This is a genomic window from Pseudoalteromonas sp. SR45-5 (genome assembly GCF_014163565.1).
GTDB lineage: Bacteria > Pseudomonadota > Gammaproteobacteria > Enterobacterales > Alteromonadaceae > Pseudoalteromonas > Pseudoalteromonas distincta.
On sequence record NZ_JACJDN010000977.1, the window covers coordinates 1 to 898 of the forward strand.

Sequence of the window (898 nt, forward strand, 5' to 3'; positions counted from 1 at the left end):
TGATAAATCATATCAACTAATGAAGTACCCACTAATGGTTTTAACTTTCGCTATGACACCAGCAATTCAACCTGTGATTCGTAAAAATAAAGGAGATAAAATAAAGGTAGAAAAAATACATTCAGCATTCACCTTTAAACTATCGATAATTGCTATTTTTGCTGGCATTGGAATGTTTTTTTTATCTGACTGGATAGTAATTATTATGTTAGGAGAGCAGTGGATTGCTGTTATTCCTATTATTCAAATTTTAGCTATTTCGATACCTGTACAAGTGGTTGCGTCTACTAGCGGAAGCTTTTTTCAAGCAATGGATAAGACAGGTGTACTTTTTTTAAGTGGTTGTTTGTCAGCAGTAGTAATGATTTTAGCTATAATTATGGGAGTAGTAAAAAAAGATATGTTACTAATTTCATGGTATTTAGTTATAGCAATGCATATTAACTTCATCCAATCTTATTTATTATTGTATATAAAGGTTTTCAATAAATCTCCCATTGCCTTTTTAATGAAAATGTTGCCTGTTTTTGCAACAAGTATAGCAATGTCAATATTTACACTTAAAGCATAGGTATAAAAATGCAAAGTAAACTTGCAATCGTTGTACTTCTTTTTAAAAAAGAAATTTCGGATTCTAAAACACTATCAACATTACTCGAGTCCAATTTGAATTTTCAAAATTGTAAATTAACAGTCTGGAATAACGGGCCAGACGAACTCATTAATAAAAACTTAGAACCTTTTATGCTTAAAGGGTTTGAAGTGGAAGTTATCGAAACTGTTGAGAATGAGTCTCTTGCTAAAATTTATAATCGCTTTATAAACAAAAACATAGCTCAAAAATATATTATTTTAGATGATGACACCCAATTAAATGACCTTTATTTAGAAAATGCAT

At 29.6% G+C, this 898-nt stretch carries 1 protein-coding gene and 1 pseudogene; both read left to right on the plus strand.

Annotated elements, in window-relative coordinates; translation table 11 throughout:
• A partial coding sequence (locus H5072_RS20465) for an oligosaccharide flippase family protein (protein ID WP_182694636.1) occupies nucleotides 1-571 on the plus strand: 571 nt, incomplete at its 5' end.
• A gap of 8 nt (nucleotides 572-579) precedes the next feature.
• Nucleotides 580-898, plus strand: a pseudogene (locus H5072_RS20470) (hypothetical protein); the annotation flags it as partial.